Source organism: Melissospora conviva (genome assembly GCF_049523535.1).
In the GTDB taxonomy this organism is placed as follows: domain Bacteria; phylum Actinomycetota; class Actinomycetes; order Mycobacteriales; family Micromonosporaceae; genus Melissospora; species Melissospora conviva.
In genome coordinates, this window is record NZ_JBLLDT010000001.1 from 266373 (window position 1) to 289631 (window position 23259).

A 23259-nucleotide genomic window follows, 5' to 3' on the forward strand; every position below is an offset into this window, starting at 1 on the left:
AGCGGATCGCCCGGCCTCAGAACTCCGCGTACAGGTAGGGCATGGCCCGCGGGAAGATCAGCCGCAGCTGCTGCGCCGCCTCCGGCGAGACCACGCCGTAGCCGCGGATGGGCAGCTCCTGCGGGTCGAGCACCCCGTAGGCGAGCGCGGAGAGCCCGGCGGCGGTGAGGGTGGCGGTCGGCAGGCCGGCGGTCGCCGCCGTGCCCGCGTTGCCCGGTGCGAGCTCCAGCCGGCCGCTGGTGCCGTCGAGCACGTGCGTGCCGGTCAGGTAGCGGTCACCGGTCACCTCGACGCGGACCCGGCCGGCGCCGGCGGGCAGGCCGTCCAGCGCGTCAAGCGACAGCAGCCGAGCCATTGGCGCGGCGTCGGTCGGCCGGTCGACCTTCGCCTCGATCCGGACCGTCAGATCCGTCGCCCAGAGCTCCGGGGTCTCGTCGGCGGGGACCTGCACGCTCGCCCGCCGGACCTGGTCGGTGTGCCGGGCGATGAACTGCAGCAGCAGCGCCCGGCCGTACACGCCGGTGAAGAGCAGGTCCTCGCCGATCAGGGTGCCGCCGTGGTCGTCGATGCGGTAGGTCAGCGCCCCGACGGTCGTACCGTCGATCTCGGCCGTCACCAGCCACTGCTCGCCGGCCTCCCGCAGCCGGACCGCTTTGTAGTCGGGGAAGAGCGCGAAGCCGTGCCGCTCGGCCAGCAGCCGCTCGGTGAACGCGGCGTACCGGTCGTAGCCGGCGGCGGCCGGACCCCAGCTCAGCTCACCCGGCAGCTCCGCGCGCAGCAGCGGCCCCAGATCCGCCGGGTCCAGCACGACGGTCCGCGCCTTCGGCAGCAGCACGTACCCGAACTGTTCGTAGAACGACGCCCGGAACGGCCAGAGCGCGCTCGTACGGCAACCCGCGTCGCGCATCTCGTCCAGCAGTTGCGTCAGCAGCGCGCGGACGTGGCCCTTGCGCCGGGCCAGCGGATCGGTCGCCACGCTCGCCACACCGGCCATCGGCGCCACCGAACCGCGCAGGTTCTGCCGCATCGGGATGGCCGTCACCGACGCCAGCGTCCGCCCCGCCTCCTCCGCGATCAGCGTTCGGTCCTCGATGCGGTACGGCAGCGAACGGCGCCACGCCTGCTCGTCGCCGCCCGGCGAACTCTGGAAGGCGTACTGCGCGAGCGGCATGTTGGTGGTTAACCGTTCGTCACCGGTCACCTGGCGGATCTTCATGCCCCCATCCCAGCCGCTGCCGGGAACGCGGGCAAGGGAAATAGCGGCATCGTCACAGCTGTGCATGGTTGGCCCGCCCCGAGGCGGGTACCGCGCAGACATGCGGATCGTCGTGGTCGGGGCCAGTGGCAACGTGGGGACGGCACTGCTGCGCCGGCTCGCCGGGGAACCGGGACTGCGGATCGCCGGGGTGGCCCGCCGCACGCCCAGCCCCGTCGCGGGTGAGCCCTACGACGGGGTGGAGTGGCACCGCTGCGACATCGGCGCGCCCGACGCGGCGGAAACCCTGGCGCGGATCTTCGCCGGCGCGGACGCGGTGGTCCACCTCGCCTGGCAGATCCAGCCCAGCCACGACCGCCGCACGCTGTACCGCACCAACGTCGGCGGCAGCCGTGCCGTCCTGGACGCCGTCGCCCGCGCCGGCGTGCCGGCCCTGGTCTACGCCTCCTCGGTCGGCGCGTACGCCCCCGGCCCCAAGGACCAGCCGGTCAGCGAACGGTGGCCGGCCACCGGGGTGCCCGGCTCGTCGTACAGCGAGGACAAAGCCGAGGTCGAGGCGCTGCTCGACCGCTTCGAAGCCACCCACCCCGCGGTACGCGTCGTCCGCCTCCGACCGGGCCTGATCTTCCAGTACGGCGCGGCGACCGAGATCATCCGCTACTTCATCGGGCCGCTGCTGCCGGTGCGGCTGCTGCGCTTCGGCTGGATCCCGCTGGTGCCGGCGAACCGGCGGCTGCGGATCCAGGCCGTCCACGCCGACGACGTCGCCGACGCGTACGCCCGAGCGGTGCTGGGCGAGGCGGCGGGCGCCTTCAACATCGTGGCCGACCCGGTCCTCACCCCGGAGCTGATCGCCGAGCACTTCCACGGCTGGACCGTGCCGGTCGCCGCGCCGGTGCTGCGCGCGGCGGCGACGCTGACCTGGCGGGCGCGGCTGCAACCCGCCGACGTCGGCTGGGTCGAGATGGCGTTGCAGGTCCCGCTCCTGTCACCGGAACGCGCGAACACCGAACTCGGCTGGGAACCGTCGGTCAACGCGCTGACCGCACTGCGGGAACTCTTCACCGGCATGGCCGAGCACGCCCACACCGCCAGCCCGCCGATGTCCGGTTCCCGGTTGCTCGCCGGCCGGTCCGGCGGGCTGTTGCGCGGCCGGCTCCCCGGTCACGGCAACCCGTACTGAGGGGCGCTCAGCCGCCGGGCGTGACCACGGTCTGGGTGGTCTCGTCGTCGCCGCTGCCGTCGACGTCGGCCAACGCCACCGTGACGTTGTCCGGTGCGCCCGCCTGGTGGGCCAGCTTCACCAGCTGCTCGGCGCACTGCTGCCGGTCCGGGTAGCCGCTCAGGGTGGTGGCGATGGCGGTGTCGTCGACGTAGTCGGAGAGGCCGTCGCTGCAGAGCAGCAGCCGGTCACCGGCGGCGAGGGTGAGCACGGCGATCGCCGGCGGCGCGTCGTGCCCCTGCACCGCCCGGGTCACCAGCGAACGCTGCGGATGGCGCCGGGCCTGCTCCGGGGTGAGGATGCCCTGGTCGACCAGTTCCTGCACGAACGTGTCGTCGCGGGTGAGCTGTCGCAGCCGCCCGTCGCGCAGCAGATAGCAGCGGGAGTCACCGACCTGCGCCAGGACGAGTTCGGCGCCGGCGAGGATGGCGGCGGTGACCGTGGTCCCCATGCCGTCGCGCTCCGGGTCGGCGCCGATCGCGGCGCGGATCTGATTGTTGGCCGTGCTGATCGCGGCCCGCAGCATCGCCTGCGCCGCCTCCGGCGCGGCCGGCGGCGCCACCTCCGCCAGGATGCCGATGACGATTTCGCTCGCGACCTCACCGGCCGGCAGGCCGCCCATGCCGTCCGCCACGGCCAACAGCCGGTCGCCGGCGATCCCGGCGTCCTCGTTGTTGCTCCGGACAAGCCCGGGGTCGCTGAGAATTGTCGAACGGAGGGTCAAGGTCATGGGGGTAGCTTGCCAAGAACATCTCGGTTCGTCTCTCCGCACTACCGGCTCTGGGGAAAAAACTGTGGACAACGGCCGCCGGAGTCAGTCCTGCGTGGGGAGTTGGCCGGCGAGGACGCGAAGGCGTACACCGTCGGCGCCGACGGCCGCGATCTGGTCGGCCTGCACGTAGACGGCCGGGTGCGGGCCCGGGCCGGTGGCGACGCGCAGGAAGCCGGCGCGCAGCAGGCGCGCGGCGAGGTCGGCGGGGACCGCCGGTTCGGCGGTGTCGATCGCCTCCTCCAGATGGTCCAGCGCCGGCGACGGATGGTGGTCCGGTGGCTGCACCGTCACCGCGTTCGGGTCGCCGGGGCGGATCAGGTCGACGGCGCCCACCTCGGTGCCGGCCGCGTCGATCACCGGCATGCCGAGGGTCACCCGGTTCAGGTCCAACTCCTGCTGCGTCATATCGCCCGCGGTTCCCGATGCGCTCGTCACCTAAACGCCGGTACGCCTCAGCCGGGCGGCCGCGGGGTCAGTTCCCGCCAGCCGTCGGAGCCGGCGAGCAGGGCCCGCACCCGGTCGTACGCCTCGTCCTCGTCGCCGAACTCGTAGTAGCGGGAGACGCCTTCGGCGCCGCCGGCGCGCTGCTCGACGTGCCAACGGTCGGCGTCGGCCCGGAGGTAGACATCCCGCCGGGCCAGCCGGCCCCATTTGCCGTTCCACCAGTGCCTGCGCTGCTCCATGCCCGGACTCTATCGAACACCTGTTCGAGCAGTTGCCGGGTCGGCCCCGAAGGTGTGCGGGCTTACTCCCTGCCCCGGCCGAGCGCGCTCCCGGCCCAGGCCGCGTGCCCTTCCGGACTTGGCGGCCCCTTCCGGGTTCAGCCGCGCGCGTCGTTGCGGTCGAGGAGTTCGTCGAGCGCGCCGCGCTGCTGCTGCGGGGTCTTCGCGGCGACCAGCGCGTCGCGGATCTCGGTGAGCAGCAGGACCTCCTCGCTCGGGGTGTCCGACGGCGGCTCCTCGCCGCGCTTGCGCCGCTCGGCGAGCTTGTTCATCGGGAAGACGACGAGGAAGTAGAGCACCGCGGCGGTGATCAGGAAGGTGATCACGGCGTTGATGAAGGCCGCCCAGTCGATGACGACGCCGTCCTTGATCTCCCAGGCACCGGCGCTGACCCCGGTGCCGCCACCGATGAGCTGGATCAGCGGCTTGAGGAAGCTCTCGGTGAAGGTGCTCACCAGGGTGGTGAACGCGGCGCCGATGACCACACCGACGGCGAGGTCGACGACGTTGCCGCGGGTGATGAAGTCCTTGAAACCTTTGATCATGCGTGTGCTCCTGAGCCGTCCGGTTGCCTGATGCCCGGCAATCTATGCCCCGTGCGGCGGCTCCAGGAACGCGGACGCCTCCCGTGCGGCGCGCGCCGCATCGCCGGCGCGGATGGCGTCGACCAGCCGGGTGTGGTCGACGTGCCGGTCCGGGGTGAGGTCCGGGCCGAGCGCCTCGGCGAGGCTGTGGCGGATCGCGGTGCTCATCGAGGTGTAGAGATCCGCCAGCATCGTGTTGTGCGCGGCGGCGACGATCACCGCGTGCAGGGCGGCGTCGGCCGCGGCGAACTCGGCCACCCGCCCCGACGCCCAGGCGGCCTCCCGGTCGGCCAGCGCCGCGTCCAGGGCGGCCAGGTCCTCGGCGGTGCGGCGTCGTGCGGCGAGCCGGGCCGCCTCGACCTCGAGCGCCCGGCGTACCTCGACGACCTCGGTGAGCCGGGCGCCGCCGACCTGCCGGCTGACCACGCCGGCGAGTTCGTCGGTGGAGACGACGTACGTGCCGGAGCCCTGCCGGACCTCCAGCACCCCGGCGTGCACCAGCGCGCGGACCGCCTCCCGCAGCGTGTTCCGCCCCACACCGAGCGCCTCGACCAGCCGGGGTTCGGTCGGGATCCGGGCGCCGACAGGCCATTCGCCGCCCAGGATCCGCGTTCTGAGCTGCTCGATCGTCTCCCGGACCCGGGTCGTGCCGGCGGAGCGGGCAGGGTGCGGCCCCGACGGTGTCATCGGTTACAGCGCCCGACACAATTCATCCCATGAATATAGGCTTTCTGTCATGACCCTGCCAACCACCCTGGGCTCACCGGCGACCCCGGAACCGCCCACCGTCGGCCCGGCGGCAACCCCGGCCGGACCGGCAGCCACCCCCGCCGCCCCGCCGGCGGGCTCGGCCCGCGGCCCGCTGCTGATGCTGGCCGGCATCCTGCTGGTCGCGCTGAACCTGCGGGCGGCCGTCACCGCCCTCGGCGCCGTCCTCGACGAGGCGAGCAGCGCGCTGGCCTTCTCCGGCGCCATCGCCGGCCTGGTGACCACCCTGCCCACCATCGCCTTCGCGGTCTTCGGCGCGGTCGCCCCCTGGCTGGTACGCCGGTTCGCCGCCCCGCGGGTCCTGCTGCTGGCCACGATCGCCCTCACCGCCGGTCAGCTGCTGCGCGCGGTCACCGACTCGGCACTGCTCTTCGTCCTCGCCAGCGCCCTGGCGCTCGCCGGTATCGCCGTGGGCAACATTCTGCTGCCGATGCTGGTGAAGCAGTACTTCCCGCAGCGCGCCGGGCTCGTCACCAGCGCGTACACCGTGTCGCTGACCATCGGGGCGACGGCGGCCGCCGCGGCGACGGTGCCGATCGCCACCGCGGCCGGTTCCTGGCGCGTCGGCATCGGCTTCTGGGCGCTGCTCGCCGCGGTCGGAATCCTGCCCTGGGCCTGGCTGGCCCTGCGGTCCCGCCGTGAGCGGCGCCGGGCCACCGTGGTCGTCGAGCCCGCCCCCGGTCCGCGCGTGCGGCCGGCCCGTACCGGTCTCGGCTGGGCGATGGCGCTCTACTTCGGCACCCAGTCCTTCGGCGGGTTCGCCCTGATGGGCTGGCTCGCGCAGCTCTACCGCGACGCCGGCTACAGCCCGCGCAACGCCGGTCTGCTGCTGGCCGGGGTGACGGCGCTGGGAATCCCGATCGCGCTGGCGCTGCCCGTCGTCGCGGCGCGGCTGGCGACGCTGCGGCCGCTGGTGCTCGGCCTCTCGGCGGTCTCGGTGCTGGCCTACGTCGGTCTGGCGGTCGCGCCGTACGAGGGGGCGCTGATCTGGACCGTGCTGCTCGCCATCGGGCAGGGCGCGTTCCCGCTGATCCTGCTGACCATCGGGCTGCGTGCCCGGACCCCCCAGGGCACGGTGGCGCTGTCGGGCTTCGCGCAGAGCACGGGGTACCTGGTGGCGATCGCCGGGCCGTTCCTGGTGGGGCTCGCCTACTCGGTGACCGGGGGCTGGCACGTGCCGCTGGGGCTGTTGCTGGTGGCCCTTGCGGGGCAGACGCTGGCCGGACTGGCCATCGCCCGCCCCCGGTTCATCGAGGACGAATAAAGAGGGATGGCGGCCGGATTCCGGCCGCCACCTGAGGGGAGCCGCGGCCGGTTTCCAGCCGCCGCCCTGGACGGGTCAGGTTGCCGGGGTTCCGGCCACCGCCTCGTCGACCGTCGGGTAGGTCTGCAGCACCTCGATCAGTCCGCTGACCTCGAGGATGCGCTGCACGCCCCGCTGCGGGGCGGCGAGCCGGACGACGCCGCCGGCCTCGTCGCAGCTGTTCTTGGCCCGGACGAAGACCGACAGTCCGGTCGAATCGCAGAACGACACCCCTGCGAGATCGAAAACCAGCCGGCTGTGCCCCTTGTCGAGCAGGTCCGTGATCTGATCCTGTACCTGTGGGGCGGTCGCCATGTCCAGCTCGCCCGCCACCGAGACGACAACCACGTCGTCACGCTGTTCCGTGTGCACCGTCAAGGACATTCGCCGACCTCCTGTTATCGGTGGAACCGTACTCCACGATGCAGGAAGTTCGCCGCATGGGCGGTGCCGGGGGCCGCTGCCAATTTCATTGCACTGAGACAAATAGTTAGGATCCCGCCGGTGGTAATGTCCGCCACCGAGCCTGTTCAGGAGGTAGCGATGGCGCTGAGCGCCGAAGAAGGCAACCGACTGGTCGGCTTGCTCACCGAGCACGCCGAACGGATCACCGAAGGCTGGACGGATCGCGTCACCGCCTCCATGCGCAACCGGCTCAGCCGGGCCGAGCTGCACCAGCAGGTGCAGGAGGTGCACCGCGGGCTGCTGCTGCTCGGCGAGGACCCCACCTTCGACCAGGCCGGCGAGCACGGGGCCGAGCTGCGGGCAGTGCTGTCGGAGCTGTCCCGGCTGCGGGCCCGGCAGGGCTTCACCGCCACCGAGACCGCCCTGAGCATCCTCTCGCTCAAGGACACCCTCGCCGACCTCCTCGGCGACAGCGACCTGGAAGCCCTGCGGTCCTACCGGGCGTACTCGCAGGTCATCGACCAGCTCGCGCTCTACACCGTGGAGAGCTACACCAAGGCCCGCGAGGAGCTGATCGCCGACCAGGCCGAGCAGCTGCTGGAGCTCTCCACCCCCGTGGTGAAGCTCTGGGAGGGCGTCGTCGCCGTGCCGCTGGTCGGCACCCTCGACTCCGCCCGCGCCCAGGTCGTGATGGAGCGGTTGCTGCAGACCCTCGTGGACACCGGATCGCCGTACGCGATCATCGACATCACCGGCGTGCCGGCCGTCGACACCCAGGTCGCCCAGCACATCCTCAAGACCGTCGTCGCCGCCCGGCTGATGGGCGCCGACTGCATCATCTCCGGCATCCGCCCCCAGATCGCCCAGACGATCGTGGCGCTCGGCATCGAGTTCGGCGACATCGCCACCAAGGCGAGCCTCGCCGACGCCCTGCGGCACGTACTGCGGCAGACCGGGGTGGAGTTCGGGCGCCGATCGCGCCGGGAGACCTGATGGAGCGCGTTCCGGTCCTGAAGATCGGCGAGATCCTGCTCGTCTCCATTCAGGTCGACATGGAGGACCAGACCGCCCTGCAGTTGCAGGAGGACCTGGCCGACCGGATCGTCGCCACCGGCGCCAGTGGTGTGATCATCGACATCACGGCGCTGGACATCGTCGACTCGTTCATCGGCCGGATGCTCTCCACGATCGCCTCGATCTCCAAGGTGCTCGACGCCGACACCGTTGTCGTCGGCATGCGGCCCGCGGTGGCTATCACGCTGGTGGAGCTCGGGCTCTCGCTCAACGGCATCCGGACCGCCCTCAACGTCGAGCGCGGGATGGAGCTGATCGCCGCGGCCCGCAGCGACGAGTGGGACTCCGAACCGTACGAGGAGAGGGCCGCGGACGGACCATTGGCGACCTTCTCGTGACCGCCGGGCTGGACCTCGGCCGGTCGCAGACACAGCCGATCGTCAGCGACCAGGACGTGGTCCGGGTCCGGAAGCTGGTGCGTACCGTCGCCGTGGAGACGAAGCTCTCCCTGGTCGACCAGACCAAGCTGGTCACCGCCGCCAGTGAGCTGGCCCGCAACACCCTGGTCTACGGCGGTGGCGGCGAGGTCCAGGTGAGCACTGTGGACAACGGGCGGCGAAAGGGCGTACGGATCAGTTTCAGCGACTCCGGTCCGGGCATCGCCGATCTGGATCTGGCGCTCACGGACGGTTACACCACCGGCGGCGGACTGGGGCTCGGCCTCAGCGGCGCACGTAGACTGGTCGACGAGTTCGACATCGAGACTGCGGTAGGCGAAGGCACCCGCGTCACGGTGACCAAATGGTCCCGATGAGCGGAGTGGTCATGGTGGCGCCGGAACGTTTCATAGACACAGGCGCCTGGTTTCGAATAGAACGCGACGGTAGCGCCGGCGCCGTCCGCCGGGCGGCCGAGGCGCTGGCCCGGCAGATGCAGTTCGACGGGGGACGCGTCGCCGACGTCGCGATCGTCGCCGCCGAACTGGCCACCAACCTGATCAAGCACGCCGACGACGGGGCGCTGCTGCTGCGTCCGCTCCGGTACGAGAGCTGCGCCGGGGTGGAGCTGATCTCGATCGACAGCGGGCCGGGGATGGCGGACCTCGCCCTCTCCGCCCGCGACGGGCACTCCACCGCCGGCACGCTCGGCATCGGTCTCGGCGCGATCGCACGCCAGGCCAGCCGCCTCGACGGCTACTCGCGGCCCGGCCGCGGCACCGTCCTGGCGGTGCAGATCTGGCCGCAGCAGCCGGAGCCGCCGGCCTGGGCCGGCGGGCTGGTCCGGCCGCTCACGGGGGAAACCGTGAGTGGGGACGGGTTCGCCGTACGGCAGGTGGCCGGACGACGGCAGGTGCTGGTCAGCGACGGGCTCGGGCACGGCCCGCTGGCCGCCGCCGCCACCGCCGCGGCGATCAGCGCCTTCCACACCGCCCCGGCCGCCGGCCCGGCGCAGGTCGTCGAGCACCTGCACCGGGCGATGTCGCACACCCGTGGAGCCGCGGTCGCGGTCGCCGAACTCGATTCGGCCTCCGCCACGTTGCGTTACGCGGGGCTGGGCAACATCACCGGCCGCATCACCGGCGACGGCACCAGCCGAGGGCTGGTCAGCCTCCCCGGGATCGCCGGCCACCAGCGCCGGTCGGTCCGGGAGTACGACTATCCCCTCGGCGCCGGTGCACTGCTGGTGATGCACTCCGACGGGGTGGCCGACCGCTGGCAGCTGGACGACTACCCGGGCCTGCTCGGCCACTCGCCGGTGGTGATCGCCGCCACGGTGCTGCGCGATGCCGGGGTGCGGCGTGACGACGCCTGCGTGGTCGTTGTTCCGGCGAAGGAATGAGCCCGGACGGCCCGATGAGACACGCTGGGGGGAAGGCGTGACACAACCGACGAGGCCGATGCCGTTGCTGCAGATGGCGCTGCGTGTCGAGCACGACATTTTCGTCGTCCGCCAGCGGGGCCGTGAGGTCGCCGCGCTACTCGGCCTCGAGAACCAGGACCAGATCCGGATGGCGACCGCGCTCAGCGAGGTCGGGCGCCAGGTGTTGCGCGCAGCGGGCGGTGCGGAGGTGCTCTTCAGGGTCGATTCCGACGGCGCCGCCAAGCGTCTGATGTCGGTGGAGATCGTGCCCGCCGAACCCGTCGACTCGGAGCTTTTCGCCGGTCGTCAGGCCGCCGCGGTTGCCCGGCTGGTCGACGCATTCGAGCTGGAACCGCCAAAACGGGCTACGGTTTTGAGGATGTCTCGACGGATTCCGGCGAGCGCCCAGCCGCTCACCGCGCAACGCATGGCAACGCTGCGGGCCGATCTGGCCGGTAGCGTGCCGAGCTCTGCCCTCGACGAGATGGCCTCGCAGAACGAGCAGCTGATCGCCGCGCTGGACCAGGTCCGCAAGCAGCGCGACGAGCTCGCCGTCCTCAACGCCGAGCTGGCCGAGACGAACCAGGGAGTGATGGCGCTCTACGGCCAGCTCTCCGAGGAGCTGGAGGCCACCAACCAGGGGGTGGTGGCGCTCTACGCCGAACTCGACGAGAAGTCGGTGCAGCTGCGCGCCGCGAACGAGGCCAAGAGCCGGTTCCTGGCCAATGTCAGCCACGAGCTGCGGGCACCGGTCACCGCCATCATGGGACTCGGCCGGCTCCTCGACGACTCGGCCTCGGACCCGCTCACCGAGGAGCAGCGCCGCCAGGTGGGGCTGATCCGGACCTCCGCCGCCGACCTGCTGACCCTCGTCAACGGCTTGCTGGACCTGGCCAAGGCGGAGTCGGGACGGCTGGAACCGAACTGGGACGAGGTCGACCTGCGCGCGGTCTTCGGAGCCCTGCGCGGCACGCTGCGGGCGCTGGTGACGCAGCCGGACGTGGAGCTGGTCGTCGAGGATCCGCCGCCGCCGGGCACCTTGCGCAGCGATGAGGTGCTCCTCTCCCAGGTTCTGCGTAATCTGCTGCACAACGGCTTGAAGTTCACGGAGAGCGGCGAGGTCCGGATGCGGGCGGATCGGGTGGACGACCAGTGGCATCTGGTCGTCAGTGACACGGGACCGGGCATCCCGGCAGAGTTCCAGGAGCGCATCTTCGAGGAGTTCTTCCAGCTCCCCGGGCGGGGTCGCGCCCTAGGCACCGGCCTCGGACTGCCGTACGCCCGACGTCTGGTGAACCTGCTCGGCGGCCACCTCACCCTGACGAGTGCGCCCGGTGCGGGTGCCACCTTCACGGTGATCCTGCCGGCCGGCGGAGCGTGATCGTGGAGGACGCTCCGGGCTCCGTGCTGGTGGTGGACGACAGCCCGACAAAGCGGTACGTGCTGGTCAGCTGGCTGACGCGGGCGGGCTTCCAGGTGACCGAGGCGCAGACCGGCGCCGAGGCGATGGAGCGCATCAGCGCCGGCGGCGTCGAGCTGGTGGTGCTCGACGTGCGGCTGCCCGACGTCAGCGGCTTCGAGGTCTGCGAGTGGATCAACGCCGAGTATCCCTCCGTCGCGGTCATCCACGTCTCGGCGCACGCCGTCGACGTCGGTGACCGGGCGCAGGGGCTGACCCGGGGCGCCGACGCGTACCTCGCCGAGCCGATCGAGCCCGAGGAACTGATCGCCACCGCGAAGGCAGTGCTGCGCTACTACCGGGCCCGGCACCGCGCCGAGCTGCTCGCCCGCCGGATGGTGGAGCTCGCGCACACCACCCTGGCGATCAACTCGGCGTCGAGCTTCCAGCATCTGCTCAGCGAGGCAGCACTCGGCGCCGCCAAGATTTTCCGTACGCCGGCGGTGGTGGTGGCCGAGACCGTCGAGGGGGAGAGCCTCGCCGGGGCCGCGGCCGGGCCGGACGCCGTTCCGTTCGTGCAGCCGTGGACCGTGGGCGACGAGGTGGACCTGCCGCTGGGCTCGACGGTACGCATCGACAAGTCCAGCCAGTGGTCGCTGCTGGAGTGGCCCGACGGCGACCAGATCACCGTGGCGGCCGCCCGGCTGCGACGGGACCGGGCGGTGCTCTACGTGGCGGTGCCCACGAGCGTGCAGATGCCCGGTCAGCCGGTGCTGGTGCAGCTCGCGCAGGCCGTGGCCGCGGCGGTGGAGGCGCAGCGCTCCTTCGACGAGGAACACCGCATCGCCGTCACCCTGCAGCGCAGCCTGCTGCCGCAGGTGGTGCCGACCGTCGCCGGGCTGGAGATGGCGGTGCGCTACGAGCCGGCCAGCGCCCAGACCGAGGTGGGCGGCGACTTCTACGAGCTGGTGATGCTCGACGGGCACCTGCTGGTGGCGATCGGGGACGTGGCCGGGCACTCGCTGCACGCGGCGACGGTGATGGCCGAGGTGCGGCACGCGGTGCGCGCGTACGCGGTGGAAGGGCATCAGCCCGGCGCGATCCTGAGCCGGGTCGACGAGCTGATGCGCACGCTGCTGCCGGGTGAGCTGGCGACGGTCTGCATCATGCTGGTGGAGCCGGAGACCGGCCGGGTGCGGATGGCCAGTGCGGGGCACCTGCCGCCGGCGCTGGCGCTGGCGGGAAAGGTCGACTTCCTGGAGCACCGGGCGCCGCTGCTCGGCGTCAAGGCGAACCGGCCGGAGGATTTCGAGTTCGTGCTGCCGCGGGGTGCGACGCTGCTGCTCTACACCGACGGGCTGATCGAACGCCGCGACGCCGACATCGACGAGGGGCTGGCCGCGCTGGCGGCGATCGCCCGTGATGTCGACGCCGACCTGGAGCGCTTCTGTGAGCGGCTGATGGTCAACCTGGTCCCGGACGAGATCAGCGACGACCTGGCCGTCGTGGCCCTGCGCCGTACCTGACCAGTCACGCCGCACTTTCTGATCGAGCGGAACGCCGTGTCATCGCGTGACTACTTGACGGCAGCTATTCGCTCAGTGAATAGTGAGGCGCATGTCCACTCCGTACGTCCTGTTGGGACTGCTCGCGGCCGGCTCGGCCGTGCACGGCTACGACCTGAAACGGGCCTACGACGAGCGCCTGCCGCAGGCCCGGCCGTTGGCGTACGGGCAGGTCTACGCCAGCCTCAACCGGCTCGCCCGCGACGGCCTGGTCGCCGCCACCGGGCAGGAGCGCGACGGCGGCCCCGACCGCACCTCGTACGCCATCACCGACGCCGGCCGCGCGGCACTGCACGACTGGATCGGTGAGGTCGAGCAGCCCGCCCCGCACGTCAGCAGCTCACTGCTGAGCAAGGTGATGGTGGCGCTGCTGGTCGCCGACGTGCACACCGCCCGGGCGTACCTGACCGCCCAGCGGCAGGCCCACACCACGCGGCTGCGTGAACTGACCGCCGTCAAGACCGACCCGGCGGCCCGGCTCGACGACATCGTCGCCGCCGACTACGCGATCGCTCATCTCGACGCCGACCTGCGCTGGCTGCGGGCCACGCTGGAACGCGTCGCCGACTGGCACCGGGAGGTGCACGCATGACGCAACTGTCCGCACGTGGCGTGGTCAAGGCGTACGGGAACACACCCGCGCTGCGCGGAGTCACCCTCGACATCGCCGAAGGGGAAATCGTCGCCGTCACCGGCCCCAGCGGCTGCGGCAAGTCGACCCTGCTGCACTGCCTCGCCGGCATCCTGCGCCCCGACGCCGGGGAGGTCAGCTACCGGGGGGAGCGCATCGACCGCTGGTCGGAGGCGCGGCGGTCGGTGCTGCGGCGTACCGAATTCGGGGTGCTCTTCCAGTTCGGGCAGATGGTCGCCGAACTGACGGCGGCCGAGAACGTCGCCCTGCCGCTGCTGCTCGCCGGCACCCGGCGGCGGGCAGCGCGGACCGCGGCGCTCACCTGGCTGGAACGGTTCGGCGTCGCCGAGCTGGCGGACCTGCGCGCGGGCGAGATGTCCGGCGGGCAGCAGCAGCGTTGCGCGCTCGCCCGCGCGCTGGTCACCGAGCCGCGCGTCGTCTTCGCCGACGAGCCGACCGGGGCGCTCGACAGCCTCGCCGGCGAGCAGGTGCTGGGGCAGCTCGTGCGCACCGCCCGCGAACAGCGCACCAGCGTCGTGCTCGTCACCCACGACGCCACCGTCGCCGGGTACGCCGACCGGGAGATCGTGCTGCGCGACGGCGTACTGGACCCGAGCGGCCTCGGAGTCGGCGTGGGCATGAAGGGCCTGGGCCGGTGAGGCCGGGCACCCTGGTCCGGCTGGCACTGTCCGGCACCCGGACCGACCTGCTGCGGGTGTTCCTCACCCTGGTCGCCGTAGCCCTGGCCGCCCTCGCCTTCCTCGTCGCGGCGACCGTGCTGTCGATCCCACTGAATCCGGCGAACAACAATGGGGACGCCGACCAGTACGGCAACCTCCTGCTGCGTGAACCAGGGTTGCGTCCGGGAGTGGCGATCGCGTTGCTGATGCTCACCATCCCGGTGCTGGCGCTCGCCGGGCAGGCCGCGCGGCTCGGCGCCCCGGCCCGGGACCGGCGGCTGGCGGCGTACCGGCTCGCCGGCATGACCCCCGGGCAGACGCTGCGGGTGGCCGTCGCGGAAACCGGCGTGGCGAGCTTCGCCGGTGCGCTGCTCGCACTGGTGGCGTACCTGGTGGCGCGGCCGCTGCTGCACCGTTACGACGAGCGCGGGGCGCTCGCCCTGCCGACCGACGTGCTGCCCGCTCCGGGCTGGCTGGCCGCGATCACCCTCGGGATTCCGCTGCTCGCCGCCCTGACGGCCGCGCTGACCCTGCGGAAGGTGACCGTCACCCCGCTCGGTGTGGTGCGCCGCGCGCTGCGGTCACAGGCGCCGAAACCCTGGCCGTGGGCACTGATCCTGATCGGTTTCGCGGCCTTCGCCGCGGTTCAGCCACTGACGCTCTGGTACGCCGGGCGCAACCTCGAAATGCCGTCGGGCCTGGTCCTGGCACTCCTCTTCGGCGGCGGACTGGCCTCTACGGTCGGGTTGGTGCTCGGGGCCGGATCCCTGTCGTACGCCATCGGACGGCTGCTGCACCGCTTCGGACGCGGCCCCGCGACGCTGCTGGCCGCACGCCGGATGATCAGCGACCCGTGGCACGGCAGCCGGACGTACGCGGCGCTCTTCGCGGTGCTGATCTTCGCCGGCGGCGCAGCCGGGTTCCGTGCCTACTTCGAGACCAACGCATTCGTTGAGGCCGAGAGCCAGCGGCAGTGGGACGTGCTGACGGGTTCTCCGACGGCGGCGGCAGGGGTAAATGACTTCTCCGACTTCTATCTGCGGACGATGGACCTGGTGCAGGCCGCGGTCCTGGTGGGGCTGGTTATCGCGGTCGCCGGACTGCTGATCGCGGTCGCCGAGGGGGTCGCCGGGCGCCGCCGCACCTACGCCGCGCTGATGGCGAGCGGTGTGCCGCGGGGGGTCCTGGGGCGCTCCGTGGCCTGGCAGTCCCTGGCTGTGGTCGTACCTGCCACGCTGCTGGCCCTCGGCACCGGCGTGACGGCGGTTCTCGGCGTATTCGGCGACAAGCTGACAGCGGTCGGCGGGGGCGGTCCCCACTGTGCGGCGAGCCCCGAGATCTGCGCCGATCCTGCACAAGCGCCCGCGCACACGCGCGAAATCGTTCTCGAACCCGTCGTACGCGCCATCCCGCTGCCCATCTCCGACCTGCTCCTCTACGGCGGGGGCACCCTCGCCGCGGTCCTGCTGACCGTCGTGGTCGGTGCTCTCCTCATCCGCTCCGACGCCGGCCCCGAGATTCTCCGCACCTCCTGACCCCGCCCGCTGCCCCACCGCGCTCGCTTTCCTCCGCGATCATGGCGTTATGTTCACCCACGTCGGCGTGTCGTGGTCATAACGCCATGATCAACGCGGCGTGCGGCGTGCGGCGTGCGGCGGTGCACTCCTGGAAGTAAGGGACGAAGAGTCGCCTACACCGCCAGTGGTGTTGTCACTACGACCCTGATGTAGCCGTCTTCCTGACTATGGGTTGTCGCAGACAAGGCGAGGTGAGATCAGACCACCGCAATGTCAAGCCGCGGCCTGACCGGGTGAGGTCAGGCCGCGGCAGGGCGGTGCAGGCGGGGTCAGGCGCGGTTCAGCACGTCCAGGGTCCAGGCGTTGACGAACGCCTCTTCCTTCCAGGAGTCGTAACGGCCACTGGGGCCGCCGTGACCCGCGCCCATCTCGGTCTTGAGCAGGTACTCGCCGTCGGGGGAGGTGGCGCGCAGCCGGGCGATCCACTTGGCCGGCTCGTGGTAGAGCACGCGGGTGTCGTTGAGGCCGGTCACCGCCAGGATCGCCGGATAGGCCACGGCCGCCACGTTCTCGTACGGGGTGTAGGACTTCATGTACTCGTAGACCTCCGGGTCGGCGAGCGGGTTGCCCCACTCCTCCCACTCGGTGACCGTCAACGGCAGCGACGGGTCCAGGATGGAGTTCAGGGTGTCCACGAAGGGCACCTGGGCGACGATGCCGGCGAAGGCGTCCGGGGCGAGGTTCGCCACCGCACCCATCAGCAGGCCGCCGGCCGAACCGCCTCGCGCCACCAGCCGGTCGGGCGAGGTCCAGCCGGAGGAGGCCAGGTGCCGGGCGCAGGCGACGAAGTCGGTGAAGGTGTTCTTCTTCGCCAGCATCTTGCCCTGCTCGTACCAGTGCCGGCCCAGTTCGCCACCGCCGCGGATGTGCGCGACGGCGAAGACGACGCCCCTGTCCAGCAGCGACAGCCGCGCGATCGAGAACCACGGGTCCATGCTCGCCTCGTACGAGCCGTAGCCGTAGATGACCGCGGGCGCGGAGCCGTCGCGCGGGGTGCCCGCACGGCAGACCAGCGAGATCGGGACCTTGGTGCCGTCGTCGGCGACCGCCCATTCGCGGTGCTGCTCGTAGCCGGCCGGGTCGAACGGGCGCCCGTCCGGGCCGGGGAGCACCGGCTGCTGCTTGCGCAGCACCATCTCCTGCGTGGTCAGGTCGTAGTCGTAGAGCGAACTCGGCGTGATCAGCGACGTGTAGCGCAACCGGATCCGGGTCGTCTGGTACTCCGGGTTGCTGTCCAGACCGACGCTGTAGATCGGGTCCGGGAAGTCGATGTCGTAGCCGTCGGTGCTGCCGATCGCCAGCACCCGCAGCCCGGTCAGCCCTTCGCTGCGCAGCGACACCACCAGGTAGTTGGCGAAGGCGTCGACCCCTTCCAGCCGTACGCCGGGGGTGTGTGCCATCAGCGGCGTCCAGTCCCCGGGGGCATCGGCGGAGGTGTACGCCAGCTCGAAGTCCTCCGCGCCGTCGTTGTGCAGGATCAGGAACCGGTGGCCGTGGTGCTCCACCGCGTACTCCACGCCCTGCCGGCGCGGCGCGACGACGGCCGGCTCGCCGGTCGGGTTGTCGGCGGGGATCACCCAGACCTCGCTGGTGACCTTGCTGTGGCTCTCGATCAGCACGAACCGCTCGGAGCGGGTCAGCTCCACCCCGACGAAGAAGCGCTCGTCGTTCTCCTCGTAGACCAGCACGTCCTCGGTCGCCGCGGTGCCGATCATGTGCCGCCAGACGCGGTTGGTCCGCCACGCCTCGTCGACGGTGACGTAGAAGAGCGCCGAGGCGTCCGCGGACCAGGCGGTGCCGTACGAGGTGTCCGGCACCTCGTCGGGGAGGACCTCGCCGGTGCTCAGGTCCTTGACCCGCAGGGTGAAGCGCTCGTCGCCGGAGTAGTCGGTGGAGTAGGCGAGCCAGCGGCCGTCGGGGCTGATGTCGAAGGCGCCCAGGGAGAAGAAGTCGTGCCCCTGCGTCAGCGCGTTGCCGTCGAGCAGGATCTCCTCGCCGTCCAGGGGTGCGCCGTCGGCGCTGACCGGCGGGTCGATCTCGCCCTCGCGGACCGGGCGGCGGCAGTGCACGCCGTACTGCTGGCCCTGCTCGGTGCGGGTGTAGTACCAGTAGCCGCCCTTGCGGACCGGGACCGACAGGTCGGTCTCGCGGGTGCGGGTGCGGGTCTCGTTGAAGAGCGTCTCGCGCAGGTCGGCGAGGTGGGCGGTGCGCGCCTCGGTGTACGCGTTCTCGGCGGTCAGGTAGCCGATCGTCTCCGGGTTGTCCTTCTCGGCCAGCCAGGCGTACTCGTCGATGACGGTGTCGCCGTGGTGGATGCGCTCGGTCGGAACCCGTTTGGCCTCGGGCGCGGGCGTCTCAGTCGTCACGGCAGGCAACGTTACCGGCCCGGGGCGGCGGCGGCCGGTCGCCGGTGTCGGAAGGGCCCGGCACTCCCGGCGGCTCGCCTTCGGTGTTCGAACACCTGTACGATAGCCGGGTGGAGAACGCGACGGCTTCCAACCGCCCGGCGCTCGGGATGCAGGGGCGGCTGGCGCGCATCTGCGGCCCGGGCTTCGCCCGGCCAGCCGGGGCGGCCGACGAGGTCGGTGGCGTCCCCGCCCGCTGGGTGGCCGCGCCCGGCACCGCCGCCGACGCCGTCGAGCTGCTCCGCCTCGCCGCCGAACACGACCTCGCCGTGGTGCCCCGCGGCGCCGGCACCAAGATCGACTGGGGTGGCGCGCCGAGCCGGGTGGACCTCGTCCTGGACACCGGCCGCCTGGCCGGCATCGAAGAGTCCGCCGATCCCTCCACGGTGGAGGTGGGCGCGGGCACGCCGCTGCGCGCGGTGCGGGCCGTGCTGGCGCGTACCGGCCGGCGGCTGACCCTGGACCCGCCCTCGGCGGACGCGACCGTCGGCGGGGTGATCGCCGCTGACGAGGCGGGGCCGCTGCGGCACCGCTACGGCGGCCCGGCCGACCAGGTGAGCGCCGTCCGGTACCTCGACGCGCACGGCGCGCCGGCCACGGTCTCACGCGGGGCGGACGTAACCCCGGCCCAGCTGCTCTGCGGCTCCCGCGGCACCCTCGGGCTGCTGCTGTCGGCGACGCTGCGGGTCCGGCCGGCCCCGCCGAGCCGGATCTGGGTGAGTCATCCGGTCTGGACCCCGCTGGAGATGCACGACCTCGTGCAGGGGGCGCGGGTGGAGGCCGCCGAGCCGGCCGCGGTCGAGGTGGACCTGCCCGCCGTGCCGCCGTGCGGGCAGCGCCGGGTGGCCGCCGGGACGGCCGGTGCCGGGACGCTGGCGATCATGCTCGAGGGCGGCCCGGCCGACGTGCGGGAACGCGCGAACTGGCTGGTCGACGCCTTCGGCGGTGACGCGCACGCCACCGGCCGTCCGCCGCCCTGGTGGGGGCGGTATCCGGCCGGCCCCACCGAGATCGCGGTGCGGATCGAGGCGCCGGTGGGGGAGTTGCACGCCGTCGTCTACGCGCTGCGCGACGCCGTCGGCGCCCCGGTGGCGGTACGCGGCTCGGCGGGGCTCGGCAGTGTGCAGGCCGCGCTCCCCGGGGACCTGCCGCCGGGCCGGGCGGCGGCGATCCTGGCGGCGCTGCGCGGGGTGCTGCTGGCGCGGCGCGGGCGGTGCGAGGTGCTCGCCGCGCCGCCGCGGCTGTGGCAGGTCACCGACGTGCGGGGTCCCCGGTCGCACCGGCCGCGGGCGGTCGCGCTCAAGCAGCATTTCGACCCGCAGCAGCGCTTCGCGCCGGGCCGCCTCCCCGACCGGGAGTGAAGCGCCCGCCGCGGCGCGGCGCCTTCAAGGCGATCAACGGCCCGCGGTGGCTCCAGGGGTAGCGGATCAGGCGGAGTCGTTGCGCAGGACCAGGATGGCGATGTCGTCGCGGGGCGACTCGACCGAGAAGTTGATCGCGGTCGAGCGCAGCCGCGCGGCGATCACGTCAGCCGAGTACCCGCTCAGCGGCGTCGCTGCCTCCTGCAACCGCGCCAGGCCGAAGAGTTCCGCCCCGCGCCGGCGTTCGGTGACCCCGTCGGTGTAGAAGACCAGCGCGTCACCGGCGGTGAGGCTCAGCTCCAGCGCCGGCGAGGCGATCGTCTCCAGCAGGCCGAGGGCGGTGCCGCTGGTGCCGACGAAGCGGCTGCCCGAGCCGTCACCGCAGACCAGCACCGGCTGATCGTGGCCGGCGAGATAGAGCGAGACGTCAAGGCGTCCCTTGTCGCCACGGCCGACCGCCGCCATGGCGAGCGTGCAGTACCGGCCGCCACCCCGGTCGATCAGCGTCTCGTTGATCCGGGACAGGATCTCCGGCAGCGGCTTGCCGTCAGCGACGGAGAGCCGGATGACGTCCCGGACCACGCCGGTGATCGCGGCCGCCTGGACGCCCTTGCCGGAGACGTCGCCGATCACCACCAGCCAGCGGCCCTCCGGCAACGGCATCACGTCGTAGAAGTCGCCGCCGACGTCGACGGTGTCGCCGGCGGGGACGTACTCGGCGGCGAAACCGATCCCCTCGATCACCGGCAGCGCCGGCGGCAGCAGCGACTGCTGAAGGGTGTGCGCCACATGCCGCCGCTCGGCGTGGATACGGGCGTTGTCCATCGCCAGCGCCGCCCGCCGGGCGATGTCCTCCAGCACCGAGACCTCGTCGGAGTCGTGCCGGTGGTGCTCGTGCCGGCCGACCGCCAGCGTGCCCAGCCGCTGTCCGCGGGCGACCAGGGGTACGGCCACGCCGTCCATCGGCGCGCCGAGGGGCACCTGCGAGCCGATCCGGGTCGCCTCACGCAGCCGCGCCTGGATCGAATCCGGGCCGGTCGCCGCGAGCACGCTGTGCAGTTCGGGCAGCATCGACTCGTCGGCGTGACTGGCGCTCGACAGCCGCAGCCGGCCCCACTCGTCGGTGGTGTGCACCGCGCACCAGCGCCCCAGCCGGGGCACCACCAGCTGCGGGACCAGGGCCATGGTCAGCTCGACGTCCAGCGACTGGGCCAGCAGTTCGCTCGCCTCCAGCAGGAACGTCAGCCAGCTCTGGCGTCTGCGGTCCGCGCGGCGCAGCCGGTCGTTCTCCAGGTGCAGCGAGAGCCGGTCGGCCAGCAGCGCCGCCAGCGGCTGCGCGTACGACGACGGCGAGGCGTCCAGCTCCAGCGAACCCCGGTACGGCCGGCTCATCGCCAGCGGCACCGTCAGCAGCTCCTCGCCGGTGCGGGGCGTACGTCCGTAGCGGGTCAGCACGTGCAGCCCTTCGCCGTCACCGCGGTCGAGCCAGACCGCACCGCCGGCCGCCCCGACCATCTCGGCGACCCGGGAGAGCAGCTCCTGGGCGAAGTCGGGCAGCGGGTCGTCGGCGTACGGGTCGGGGGTGACCTGCATCAGCGCGCTGATTGCGGCGACGCTGGGGGCGGCGGCCGGGGCGCTCTGACGGCCGTCGGCCGCGACGGCGCCGGTCTGGCGGTCGTGGCCGGTGGCCGCCAGGCGCCTGGGGACGGCTGCGGGCGCGGCGGTGGACGTGCCGGTTGTGCCGCCTTCGAGGCCGGTGCCGGGTGGCGGGGCTGCCTTGTCGTCGCGGACCGCGTCGACGAGGTCCAGCCGGAACCAGACCCCCTTGCCGCTGCGCAGGTGGGTGGTGCCCCAGCGGCTGGCGAAGTGGTCGACCAGGAGCAGGCCCCGGCCGCGCTCGGGGACTTCGCCGATGTCCGGGGTGGCGTTCGGCTTGCCGACCACGAGCCCGTCGATGCGGCTCGGGGCGAAGTCGGTGACCTCCACGGTCAGCCCGGCCGGGTCTGCCACGACCTCGAGGTCAAGCTCGGTGGCGGCATGCTCCACCGCGTTGGTGCAGAGCTCGGTGGTGAGCAGCAGCGCCTCGTTGAGCAGCTCGGGCTGGCCGGCTTCGAGCAGGACGGAGCGGACGATGGCGCGGGCCGCGGCCGGGGTCCGGCGGTCGGCTGGGAAGCGCACGCTGCGTCCGTGCTGTTCCGCATCGTCGCCCACCGGGGGTCCCGTCATCCTGGACACTCTTCATATCCTTCACGCCGCGGCCTTCATCGCCAAACGTACGCGCTGCCGCGACGAAACAAGATCAGAAAATCGGGCCGGTCGCCGGCGTACGGCCGGCCGGGCGTGCGGTGCCGGGGGTGTCGCGCCGGGCGCCGATGCGGCCGGGGGCACAGCGGCGCGTCTGGCACCCGAGGGTCGCGAGGGACCATGATGGGGAAGGTCGGCCCTTCCCTGCGGGGTCGCGAACGCGTACGGCGACCCGAGCGAGGTGTGATGAGCACGGCGAAACGCGCAGCGACGGCGGTGGCTCCCGACGTCGATGAGGAGGCTCTGCTCTCCGAATTGGCGGCCGCGCTGGCGCGGGTCCGCCGCGGCGATCTCAAGGTGCGGCTGCCGCGCCGGGAGGGCCTCGCCGGCGAGGTCGTCGACGGCTTCAACGACGTCCTCGCCCTGCAGGAGCGTCAGCATCTCGACCTGCGGCGGATCAGCCGGATCGTCGGCCGGGACGGCCGGCTGACCGAGCGCCTCGACGAGGAAGGGCTGGAGGGTTCCTGGGCCGAAGGGCAGCGGGCGATCAACTCGCTCGTCGACGACCTGGGCCGCCCGGCGAGCGAGATCGCCCGGGTCATCGGGGCGGTCGCCGACGGTGATCTCTCCCAGCACATGGCGCTGGAGATCGACGGCTTGCCGCTGCGCGGTGAGTACCTGCGCATCGGGCGCACCGTCAACAAAATGGTCGACCAGCTCTCCTCCTTCTCCAACGAGGTGACCCGGGTCGCCCGTGAGGTGGGCACCGAGGGCAAGCTCGGCGGTCAGGCGGACGTACGCGGGGTCGCCGGCACCTGGAAGGACCTGACCGACTCGGTCAACACGATGGCGTCGAACCTGACCCATCAGGTGCGCTCCATCTCCCAGGTCGCCACGGCGATGGCCAAGGGCGACCTGTCACAGAAGATCACCGTGTCGGCCCGGGGTGAGGTCGCGGAGCTCGCCGACACCATGAACTCGCTGACCGACACGTTGCGGCTCTTCGCCGAGCAGGTGACGCGGGTGGCCCGTGAGGTGGGCACCGAGGGCAAGCTCGGCGGCCAGGCCGAGGTGCCGAACGTCGCCGGCACCTGGAAGGACCTCACCGACAGCGTCAACTCGATGGCGTCGAACCTGACGTCGCAGGTGCGCAACATCGCCCAGGTCTCCACCGCGGTCGCCCGCGGCGACCTGAGCCAGAAGATCACCGTCGCGGCCCAGGGCGAGATCCTGGAGCTCAAGGACACCGTCAACACGATGGTGGATCAGCTGTCGTCGTTCGCCGACGAGGTGACGCGGGTGGCCCGTGAGGTGGGCATCGAGGGCAAGCTCGGTGGTCAGGCCCAGGTGCGCGGGGTCTCGGGCACCTGGCGCGACCTGACCGAGAACGTGAACCAGCTCGCCGGCAACCTGACATCGCAGGTCCGCAACATCTCGCAGGTCTCCACCGCCGTCGCCAAGGGTGACCTGTCGCAGAAGATCACTGTTGACGCGCGGGGCGAGATCCTGGAGCTGAAGTCGACGGTCAACA

22 protein-coding genes are annotated in these 23259 nt (G+C 72.2%); 13 read left to right on the plus strand and 9 right to left on the minus strand.

The annotated features are described in order from the left end of the window. Positions 1-16: 16 nt before the first annotated feature. Positions 17-1216 (minus strand): GNAT family N-acetyltransferase, encoded by a 1200-nt coding sequence (locus ACK8GG_RS01395; protein ID WP_440355324.1) that lies wholly within the window; start codon positions 1214-1216, stop codon positions 17-19. A 100-nt stretch (positions 1217-1316) separates the two neighbouring features. On the opposite strand from ACK8GG_RS01395, the gene ACK8GG_RS01400 reads away from it, so the two are divergent. Continuing rightward, positions 1317-2399 (plus strand): NAD-dependent epimerase/dehydratase family protein, encoded by a 1083-nt coding sequence (locus ACK8GG_RS01400; protein ID WP_440348654.1) that lies wholly within the window; start codon positions 1317-1319, stop codon positions 2397-2399. A gap of 7 nt (positions 2400-2406) precedes the next feature. Here ACK8GG_RS01400 and ACK8GG_RS01405 read toward each other — a convergent pair whose 3' ends face one another. From ACK8GG_RS01405 to ACK8GG_RS01425, 5 genes are all read right to left on the minus strand, one after another. Further along, positions 2407-3168, minus strand: coding sequence for a PP2C family protein-serine/threonine phosphatase (locus tag ACK8GG_RS01405; RefSeq protein ID WP_440348653.1), 762 nt, complete (start codon positions 3166-3168; stop codon positions 2407-2409). An 84-nt stretch (positions 3169-3252) separates the two neighbouring features. Next, entirely contained in the window at positions 3253-3615 is a 363-nt protein-coding gene (locus ACK8GG_RS01410) for a hypothetical protein (protein WP_440355672.1), read from the minus strand. 47 nt (positions 3616-3662) lie between these two features. Beyond that, positions 3663-3893, minus strand: coding sequence for a hypothetical protein (locus ACK8GG_RS01415; RefSeq protein WP_440348651.1), 231 nt, complete (start codon positions 3891-3893; stop codon positions 3663-3665). A 137-nt stretch (positions 3894-4030) separates the two neighbouring features. After that, entirely contained in the window at positions 4031-4477 is a 447-nt protein-coding gene (gene mscL / locus ACK8GG_RS01420; RefSeq protein ID WP_440348650.1) for a large conductance mechanosensitive channel protein MscL, read from the minus strand. A 42-nt stretch (positions 4478-4519) separates the two neighbouring features. Continuing rightward, the gene (locus ACK8GG_RS01425; RefSeq protein ID WP_440355325.1) at positions 4520-5203 is read right to left on the minus strand and encodes a FadR/GntR family transcriptional regulator; all 684 of its coding nucleotides are present in this window, start codon (positions 5201-5203) and stop codon (positions 4520-4522) included. A 49-nt stretch (positions 5204-5252) separates the two neighbouring features. On the opposite strand from ACK8GG_RS01425, the gene ACK8GG_RS01430 reads away from it, so the two are divergent. Further along, positions 5253-6548, plus strand: a complete 1296-nt coding sequence (locus ACK8GG_RS01430) for an MFS transporter (RefSeq protein ID WP_440355326.1) — start codon at positions 5253-5255, stop codon at positions 6546-6548. A 75-nt stretch (positions 6549-6623) separates the two neighbouring features. On the opposite strand, the gene ACK8GG_RS01435 is transcribed toward ACK8GG_RS01430, so the two are convergent. After that, complete coding sequence (locus tag ACK8GG_RS01435) at positions 6624-6971, minus strand: STAS domain-containing protein (RefSeq protein WP_440348647.1); 348 nt, start codon at positions 6969-6971, stop codon at positions 6624-6626. A 159-nt stretch (positions 6972-7130) separates the two neighbouring features. Between ACK8GG_RS01435 and ACK8GG_RS01440 the strand changes: the two genes are divergently transcribed. The 9 genes from ACK8GG_RS01440 (at position 7131) to ACK8GG_RS01480 (ending at position 15676) form a co-directional block, all read left to right on the plus strand. Beyond that, complete coding sequence (locus ACK8GG_RS01440) at positions 7131-7985, plus strand: STAS domain-containing protein (protein WP_440348646.1); 855 nt, start codon at positions 7131-7133, stop codon at positions 7983-7985. Then, on the plus strand, positions 7985-8404 hold the full coding sequence (locus tag ACK8GG_RS01445; RefSeq protein WP_440348645.1) for an STAS domain-containing protein: 420 nt from the start codon (positions 7985-7987) through the stop codon (positions 8402-8404). The genes ACK8GG_RS01440 and ACK8GG_RS01445 overlap by 1 nt, the downstream gene beginning before the upstream one ends. Further along, positions 8401-8820 carry an anti-sigma regulatory factor gene (locus tag ACK8GG_RS01450; RefSeq protein ID WP_440348644.1) on the plus strand — a complete coding sequence of 140 codons (420 nt, stop codon included), beginning with the start codon at positions 8401-8403 and terminating at the stop codon, positions 8818-8820. Before ACK8GG_RS01445 ends, ACK8GG_RS01450 begins: the two co-directional genes overlap by 4 nt. After that, positions 8808-9845, plus strand: a complete 1038-nt coding sequence (locus ACK8GG_RS01455) for an ATP-binding SpoIIE family protein phosphatase (protein WP_440355327.1) — start codon at positions 8808-8810, stop codon at positions 9843-9845. The genes ACK8GG_RS01450 and ACK8GG_RS01455 overlap by 13 nt, the downstream gene beginning before the upstream one ends. 58 nt (positions 9846-9903) lie before the next feature. Further along, positions 9904-11247: an ATP-binding protein gene (locus ACK8GG_RS01460; protein WP_440348642.1), complete on the plus strand. Its 1344-nt coding sequence runs from the start codon at positions 9904-9906 to the stop codon at positions 11245-11247. Between the two features lie 2 nt (positions 11248-11249). Then, complete coding sequence (locus tag ACK8GG_RS01465; protein WP_440355328.1) at positions 11250-12791, plus strand: SpoIIE family protein phosphatase; 1542 nt, start codon at positions 11250-11252, stop codon at positions 12789-12791. 91 nt (positions 12792-12882) lie between these two features. Then, positions 12883-13422, plus strand: a complete 540-nt coding sequence (locus ACK8GG_RS01470) for a PadR family transcriptional regulator (RefSeq protein WP_440355329.1) — start codon at positions 12883-12885, stop codon at positions 13420-13422. Continuing rightward, the gene (locus tag ACK8GG_RS01475; RefSeq protein ID WP_440355330.1) at positions 13419-14120 is read left to right on the plus strand and encodes an ABC transporter ATP-binding protein; all 702 of its coding nucleotides are present in this window, start codon (positions 13419-13421) and stop codon (positions 14118-14120) included. The genes ACK8GG_RS01470 and ACK8GG_RS01475 overlap by 4 nt, the downstream gene beginning before the upstream one ends. Continuing rightward, positions 14117-15676: an FtsX-like permease family protein gene (locus ACK8GG_RS01480; protein ID WP_440355331.1), complete on the plus strand. Its 1560-nt coding sequence runs from the start codon at positions 14117-14119 to the stop codon at positions 15674-15676. Before ACK8GG_RS01475 ends, ACK8GG_RS01480 begins: the two co-directional genes overlap by 4 nt. A 311-nt stretch (positions 15677-15987) precedes the next feature. Here ACK8GG_RS01480 and ACK8GG_RS01485 read toward each other — a convergent pair whose 3' ends face one another. Next, complete coding sequence (locus tag ACK8GG_RS01485) at positions 15988-18084, minus strand: S9 family peptidase (protein WP_440355332.1); 2097 nt, start codon at positions 18082-18084, stop codon at positions 15988-15990. A gap of 110 nt (positions 18085-18194) precedes the next feature. On the opposite strand from ACK8GG_RS01485, the gene ACK8GG_RS01490 reads away from it, so the two are divergent. Continuing rightward, the gene (locus ACK8GG_RS01490) at positions 18195-19484 is read left to right on the plus strand and encodes an FAD-binding oxidoreductase (protein ID WP_440354383.1); all 1290 of its coding nucleotides are present in this window, start codon (positions 18195-18197) and stop codon (positions 19482-19484) included. A 66-nt stretch (positions 19485-19550) separates the two neighbouring features. Here ACK8GG_RS01490 and ACK8GG_RS01495 read toward each other — a convergent pair whose 3' ends face one another. Continuing rightward, the gene (locus ACK8GG_RS01495; RefSeq protein WP_440354382.1) at positions 19551-21719 is read right to left on the minus strand and encodes a SpoIIE family protein phosphatase; all 2169 of its coding nucleotides are present in this window, start codon (positions 21717-21719) and stop codon (positions 19551-19553) included. Between the two features lie 255 nt (positions 21720-21974). Between ACK8GG_RS01495 and ACK8GG_RS01500 the strand changes: the two genes are divergently transcribed. Further along, a partial coding sequence (locus ACK8GG_RS01500) for a HAMP domain-containing protein (protein WP_440355333.1) occupies positions 21975-23259 on the plus strand: 1285 nt, incomplete at its 3' end.